The organism is Pedococcus sp. P2_E4 (genome assembly GCF_056403935.1).
Genome location: NZ_JBFUEO010000071.1, coordinates 1 through 7953 on the forward strand (window position 1 = coordinate 1; position 7953 = coordinate 7953).

Below are 7953 nucleotides of genomic sequence, written 5' to 3' on the forward strand. Positions count from 1 at the left end.
CTCGTCGGCTACGGCCCGGCCGGCGCGGCCGCGGTGCGCGCGGCGGCCAGCCAGCCACGCGTCACGGCTGTCGTCACCGTGGGGACGCCGTGGTCACCCGTCGTGCTGACCTCGCTGACCACCGGTCTCGGTGGAGATGCGGTGCGCCTCCTCGACCGGCTCGTGCCCGACCCGTTGCCGGTCTGGACCGACACGCTCCTCGCCCTCGGCTGCGACCCGCTGCGCCGCGGACAGGGCCTCGTGCGCCGGGCGATGACGGTGCTGACCCCGGAGGACCTGCCGAGCGCGGCGTCCGAGGTCCTGCCGTCCACGGCCGAGTTCCATGCGGTGTTCGGGTCCCTCCTGGAGGCCGACGTCCGTGCGGCCGTCGCGTCTGTCGCGGTGGCCGGCATCGCAGTCCGCTCGGACGCGGCGGCGGCGCTCGTCGCGAGCACCACCGGGCCCCCGACGGAGGTCCACGTCGGCGTCGACCTGCCGGTCCTCGACCTCGACCTCGGCGGCCTGCTCGTCGGCGTCGGCGCCCGCGTCGACCTCGCCTCGGCCCGACGGGCGAGCCCGCACGTCCAGTCGCTGCGGGAGGTCCTCCTCGACGTCCACCTCGGGGTCACCGACGGGTGGCTCGTGGGCGGGCCCGGGGCAGCCCAGCAGGACCTCGCGGTGCGCTGGGTCGAGGCGAGGGTGAGCATCCCCCTCGGCGAGGGCGGCGGCGACGGGTCGACCGAGCTCGTGCTCCACGAGGCCCGCGCGTTCGGCGCCTACCGCGAGTCGTGGGTGGTCCGGGCCGACGGCGACGGCCTGACGGCCACCACGGCGCTGCCCGAGGTCAAGATCCTGCTGTCCGAGATCGGGACCCGCATCCGCACCGACTCGCCGCCGCTGGCCCTCCTGCTCACCCACCTGGGGGTCCTGCGCGACAACGGGGTCGACCCCGACGCCATCGACCACCTGCTCCACGACCCGGTCGCCACGATCCGGCCCCTCGTGGTCGCGCGGGCGGCCCAGCTCGCTGCAGACCTCCGCGCCCTGACCGGCATGACCGTCCTCCCCAGCGACCTGGCGCCGACCGCGATCAGGATCGGCACGACCGGCCTGCACGTCGACGTGGATCTCGCCGCCGGCAGCGTGACCGGGGACCTGATGCTCGCCGTCGAGGGGCTGCCACCGCTCGAGGTGTCGCTGGCCGCCGGTCCCGCGGGCGTGACGGCGACCGCCGCCCTCGGTGCCTTCGTCGACGACGTGGGCGGCCTGCGGCTCGTCGGGTCCGCAGGGACGTCGGGTGCCCACGTGGCCCTGGAGTCACGGGCCCCGGGTGCCACCTCGTCCGTCACGACCGGCCTGTACCCGGTCGTCGACGTCGACGGCCTGGTCCGGGAGGCCACCGTGGCCGTCCCTGCCATCGTCGCCCAGCAGCTCGCCCGGTGGTGCCGGTCCGAGGCGAGCGACGTCGCGCGGGCCACGATCGACGCAGGACTGTCTGCCCTCGGGCTCCTCGGTCCGGCCGCACCGTCCGGCGCCCACGACGTCGTGCTCCCGTACGGGTTGTTCACCGATCCCGGCGCGTGGCTGAGGACCCGTTCGGACCCGTTGGCCGCAGCCGTGGCCGTGCTCGAGGCACTGGCTCCGGTCGCCGTCCCGGGTCGCGCGGTCGGTGAGACCGGGTGGCCGCTCGGGAACGGCCTGACCATCTCGTATGCCGTGGGGTCGGGTCGGCTCGACCTGTCCGCCGAGCTCACCCTGGCTCCCGATGTCGGCGGCACGGTCGTGACCGTCGCGCTGACCGGAGGCCTGTCGATCACCGCGGCCGGGGTCGTCGCGCCGTTGCTGGACGCCGAGGTCCTCGTCGACGGCCCGGGGCTGCGGCTCCAGGTCGCCCCCACCGTCACCCTCGACCTCGTGCGGAGCTCGCCGGCCACCCCGCTCCGGCTCTACCCGGCCGGCGCGGGCTTGGCCGACGTCATCGGGGCGGCCGCCGAGTCCGCCGTCCGCGTGGCCCTCAACGAGGTGGTCGGCCACCGCAACGACGTGTCGGACACCCCCCTGCGTGCCGTCGCGAGGGCCGTGCACGAGCTCGGCTCCGGGCTGGACCTGCTCGAGGCCGACCGGTTCACCGACGGGCGCATCGCGGCCTTCATCAGTCCCAGCCCCGCGGCATACCTCGAGGGCCACCTGGCCGGCGTCGTCACCGCCGGCCTGCAGGCCCTCGCCGACGCGCTCGACCCGACCCACGCCGTCGTCACCGTCGCCCCGGTCGCCCTGGGCGTCCGGCGGATCACGTTCGGGTCGGTCACGCAGATCCACCTCGACCTCGACTCCACGACACCGTCGCTGACGATCGGCGGCGACGTCACGCTGCGCGACCGCGACGCCCACCTCATCGGCCACATCGCCCTCGAGGGCCTCACGCTCTCGCCGCAGGGGGTCCGGGTGGTCGTGCGCGCGGGGCCGTTCGCGATCCCGGCCGGGCCGGTGGTGCTCCGACCGATCGCCGTCATCCGGGCGGGCTACACCGCCGAGGACGGCTTCATCCCGGTCGTCGGTGTCGGGGTGGGCCTGGACGCCGCCGGGGCGCAGTCGGTCGAGGTCCGCTTCGGCCCGCCGACCGGCGTCGCGGTGGCTGCGGTGACCCGCGTCGCCGGCGTCGAGACGGGCGCCGTCCTGACCCCGGAGGTCGTGGCGCTGCGGGTCCTGGGGGTCGCCGTGGACCTTGCCGCCAGTGTGCTCACCGAGCAGCTCGGCACCGTCGTCACGGACCGGGCCACCGGCATGCTGCAGGGCGTCGTGTTCACCGGCGGCGGACGCCAGATCGACACCACGCTGTTCGGCGACTTCGAGCACCCGGAGCGGCTGCTCCACCGCCTCGAGGTCCTCCTGTGGAACTGCGCCACGGACCCCGGCCACGGCGTGAACCCGGTGCGTCCGCTCGGCGTGACCATCGACGGGGCGGTGAAGATCTCGCTCGCCAGCGAGGACCTCGGAGGCGGCCAGAAGCAGATCGGGCTGAACGTCACCCCAGTGGGCGACTTCGCCTTCCCGACCTCGGGGGTCAACGTCGTCCTGCGGGCCGACGCGTCGTGGATCGACGACGACGTCCTGCCCGGCCTGTCGATCTTCGTCCTCAAGGGCACCGGGGTCGACGACCTCGTGATCTCGCCCGCCTTCACCGTCGCCGGCGTCGGCGTCCGGATCACCAAGCCCGCCGGGCCGCTGCTCGAGCTGGGCTCGATTGCCCTCGACGGCATCGGCCTGTCGATCTATGCCGCCGTCAACCCGCTCGGCGTCGGCGGCGGGGCCCAGATCGAGCTGGTCGGGCTCGCGGTCGCCCCCGGTGGTGGCGGCGACAACGGCGTCGCGAACAACATCATGAACGACGTCGGGTCGTCGAGCCAGAACAACCGACCCAACTTCAGCCCCGCCCTGTCGGTCCAGCGACAGCCTGGTCCGGGGCAGCAGGTCAAGGTCGGGCTGCGCGCCGGCGAGCCGCCAGGTCCGTGGTGGCTGGTCATCCAGCGACAGCTGGGGCCGCTCTACGTCGACCGGATCGGGCTGGGCGTCGTCGAGTCGGGTGGCCGGGTCACCGAGATCTCGCTGCTGTTCTCCGGGCAGCTGTCCATCTTCGGCCTCACCGCGGCGGTCGACCGGTTGTCGATCACCTGGCACGGCGGCGACGTCCTGTCGATCTCGAGCTGGTCGGTCGACCTCATGGGCCTGGCCGTGTCCGCCGACTTCTCAGGGCTGGCGATCGCGGGCGGCCTGCTCAAGACCGTCGACGGCGACACCACGTCCTACGTCGGCATGCTCATGGGACGGTTCGCCGCGTACGGGCTGTCGGTCTTCGGCGGCTACTCCGACGACGGGCACGGCCACGCCAGCTTCTTCATCTTCGGCGCGATCAACGGACCGATCGGCGGCCCGCCGGCCTTCTTCCTCACGGGCCTCGGCGGCGGCCTGGGCATCAACCGCGGGCTGGTCATCCCGCAGGACATCTCCCGGTTCGGCGAGTTCCCCTTCATCCAGGCGCTCGACCCGGCCGCCTCGCCCCCGGCGAACCCGATGGACGAGCTGCACCGGCTCTCCATCTACTTCCCCCACCAGATGGGCAACTTCTGGTTCGCGGCGGGTGTCTCGTTCACCTGCTTCAGCCTCATCGACGGCATCGCGGTCGTCGCCGTGTCCTTCGGCAACGGGCTGAACATCGACCTGCTCGGGCTGGCCCGGATGGCCCTGCCGCGGCCCCAGGCGGCCATCGTCTCCATCGAGCTGGCGCTGCTGGTGCACTTCTCGACGAGCGAGGGCGTCTTCCTCATGAAGGCCCAGCTCACCGACAACTCCTGGCTGCTGTACCGCGACGTCCGGCTCACCGGCGGGTTCGCCTTCGCCCTCTGGTGGAAGGGACCGCTGGCCGGGCAGTTCGTCGTGACGATGGGCGGCTACCACCCCAGCTTCCACCGCGACGGCTACCCCGTGGTGCCGCGACTCGGCATCGTCTGGCAGATCAGCAGCGTGCTCGTCATCAAGGGCGAGTCCTACTTCGCGCTGACGTCCGAGGCGCTCATGGCCGGCATCAAGGTCGTCGTCTCCCTCGACCTGGGCTGGGTCTGGGCGCGGGTGGAGTTCGGGGCCGACGGCATCGTCTACTTCGACCCGTTCTGGTTCGAGGTCAGCGCCTACGCCCGGATCTCGGCCGGGATCCACATCGACCTCGGCTGGTTCGGGACGATCAGCTTCAGCATCACCCTCGGCGCGAGCATCAAGGTCTGGGGCCCCGACTTCGCCGGGCGCGCCGAGTTCGAGATCGGGCCGTGCACGGTCCCGATCGAGTTCGGTGGCTCCAAGGCGCTGCCCCCACCCATGCCGTGGAACGCGTTCGTCGCGAAGTACCTCGAGGCGTCGGGGAACGCCGCCCGCACCCTGTCGGCCATCACCGGCAAGGGCACGCTGCCCACAGCCGCAGCCAGCCAGCCGGGCGCACCGTCGTCCGACGGCACGCCCGGGCTGCCCTTCCGGGTGTTCGCCGAGTTCGAGCTGACCATCACGACGAGTGCGCCCGCGACGGCCTTCGCCTTCGGGGCCACCACGCACCAGGTGCCCATCGTCCGTGCCGGCCAGCCGACCCGCCTCGGCCTGTCGCCGATGCAGGCCCACGACCTCACCTCGACGGTCGCCGTCCAGCTCTTCGCGCTGGACCCGGTGACCGGCGTCGCCACGCCGGACGCGCGGCTGTCCAAGCTGGTCACGGGGTTCAACTCGAGCCCCACCAGCCCGCGCTCGGGCACCGACTTCTACCCCGTCGGCGTGTGGGGGCCGCCGGGCGCCGACGTGCCGAACAAGCCGCTCCCGCAGGGCGACGTCGTCCAAGCCGGCAAGCTCGTCGTCCTGGTCGCGGGCATCGAGGGCGCCGCCGTCGGGCCGCAGATCGACTACCGCCAGGTCAAGGCGCGGCCCGAGGACCGGCGGCCCCTGCCGCTCACCGCCAAGGGCACCGACCGCAAGCAGTTCCTCAACGTCGCCAAGGCCCTGGACGACGAGCCGGTCAAGGCTGTCGCCTCGGCCGACGACGCCTTGGCCCTGGCTGCTGCCCGCCTCTTCATCGAGCGCGAGGGGCTGCCACGCGGCGGGCACAGCGCAGTGGCCCGCGCGGCATACCGGCTCGACCACAGCGCACCACCGCTGTTCGGCACCCTGACCGACGGACTGGCCCCCGTCAACGCCGACAAGGGAACTCGCACCGAACTCGACCCGCCGACCGCACCCGCGCAGCGCGACCCACGGCGTCCCTTCGTCGCCGGCCACCTCACCTCGGGCGTCGGGGCCGTCATCCGCGCCACGGGGACGACCGTGGCCGACGGACGGCTCAAGCGCCGCCCGGCCCCGACGATCGAGTCGGTCCACGGGCGGATGGCCCTGCACCTGCCCGTATCGCTGACGCTCGGCGCCCCGCCGTCGGTCGCGACCGGTGGCACGGTGCTCGCGTCGGGGTCCGTGCCCCGCACCGATGCGGTCGGGTCGATGCGCTCGTATGCTGCGGGGCCGCTCGGCACCCCGGGCCTGCAGTCCCTCGTCGGTGGGCTCGGTGCGAAGGCGCCTCGCGCCTCGACCCGCCGCCGGTCGGCCGCTGCCCGGGCGGAGGAGGCGGCGTCGCTCCTGCGCAGCGGCGACGTGGTCGCCCTCCAGTGTCCCGACGCGGCCTTCGACGTCGACGACACCCGCCGCCCGCGCCTCACGGTCACCGGCAAGGCCCGGGTCACCGTCCTGCAGGGTCGCAGCGTCCTGTTCGACGACGACGTCCTCGACACGACCGTCGACATCCCGGCAGGGGCCACGCACATCGGCCTGCACGCGGACGGCGACGCCGACGCCTCGGACGGGCTGTCGGGCTGGCACGAGGGGACCCGGGTGGCCCGCCTGGGCAGCCAGACCGCGCTCGCCGCCGGCTGCGTCGTGTCGTCCGCCGCGAGTGGCGGCACCGGGCTGCTCCAGTGGGACAGCGCCGGATCCGTCGCCCACGAGGCGCCCGAGGTGACGACCCGGTTCAGCAGGCCCGTCCACACGGTCGCCGTCGCACTGACCGGCACCACCCCCTCGACCCTCGACCCGACCGAGCTGCGCCTCGTCGGGGGCCGCGTGGCGACCGACCGGACCGGCGCCGAGCGACCGCCCCAGGCGGTCTCCCTCGGCGCGACCAGCGTGCTCGTGTATGCCGTCGTGCCCGACAAGGACGCCACGTCGATGTCCGTCGTGGTCACCGCCGGGTCGGCCTGGGTCGTCTCCGGGGTGGTCGGCTCCGACCTGCCGCCCGACGAGCTGGCCGCCGTCCTGGCCGCCCGCGGGCTGGCGGCAGCCACGGCCAAGGTGCTCGCCGTCGCCGGCCCCGGGTGCCAGGTCAGCTGGGCCGCCCCCGGCAGGACGCCGCCCCGCGGAGCCAAGCGGCCACGGGCCGCCGCGTCCCGTCCGAGCCCGCGCCGTCCGAAGAAGGAGGCCACGCCATGACGATGCAACCGGGCCACTTCCAGCTCTACACGAAGTTCTCGCCGGCGCTCACCGCAGGCAACTACAAGTTCACGACCAACCAGAACCTCGCGGCGGTCGGCAAGGACGGGGCCCTGGGTGCGAGCGACCTGCCCGTCGCCCGGCTGGACACCCACGTCACCGTCACGTCACCGCGCTACCTCCTGCCACCGGACCAGGCCCTGTCGACCTACCCGCCGGCCAACACCGAAGGGGCGTACGGCTCGCGGCTGCCCCAGGTGGTCATCAAGCGGCGCACCCTGCCCTGGGAGCGCGCCGTCGCGGGGGCTCCGGCCGGCACCCCGTGGCTGGCGCTCGTGGTCTTCGCGGAGGGCGAGGCCGAGGTGCTCACCAACGTCGACGTGGCCCAGTGCGTCACGTCCGGTGTCACCCTCCCAGGAGCGCCGGACGTCGCCAAGGGCTCGTGCCTGTCGATCCGCAAGTCGATGGTCGACACGATCATGCCGACCCAGAAGGACGTGCCGCTGCTCGTCCACGGCCGCCAGGTCGACCTCGACGACACCGAGCTGATGATGGGCGACGACGACGGCTACCTCGCGGTCGTCATCGCCAACCGGCTGCCGCTGGCCGTGAAGGACTCCGAGGGCAAGGAGGTCCCGGTCAAGTACCACGCCTGCCTGGTCAACCTCGAGGGCCAGTTCGACCAGCTGCTGCCGCAGGCGCCGCCGCACCAGCGGTTCACCGACCACCTGGTGCTGCAGACGGGCTACTTCCAGTACACCCAGGCGGCCTACGACCAGAAGCTCATGGGGATGTCGACGAGCGCGACCAAGGTCGGGCTGCCCGCCCACGCCGAGGCCCTCGACGACCCCGACGGCCTCGACGGGGGTGTCGGCCCCGCCGCGGACCCGGCGGCCGACCCGGCAGACCCCGCCCCGCGGGCGGCGGCAGACCCCGCGCCGCGGGCGGCCACCGTCGCGACGTACT

At 73.7% G+C, this 7953-nt stretch carries 2 protein-coding genes; both read left to right on the forward strand.

What is annotated here, in order from left to right:
- Nucleotides 1-33 precede the first annotated feature (33 nt).
- The gene (locus AC1DV7_RS17865) at nucleotides 34-6987 is read left to right on the forward strand and encodes a DUF6603 domain-containing protein (protein WP_477598683.1); all 6954 of its coding nucleotides are present in this window, start codon (nucleotides 34-36) and stop codon (nucleotides 6985-6987) included.
- Nucleotides 6984-7953, forward strand: a 970-nt coding sequence (locus AC1DV7_RS17870; RefSeq protein ID WP_477598684.1) for a hypothetical protein, incomplete at its 3' end; no start/stop codon positions are given. The genes AC1DV7_RS17865 and AC1DV7_RS17870, both read left to right, overlap by 4 nt.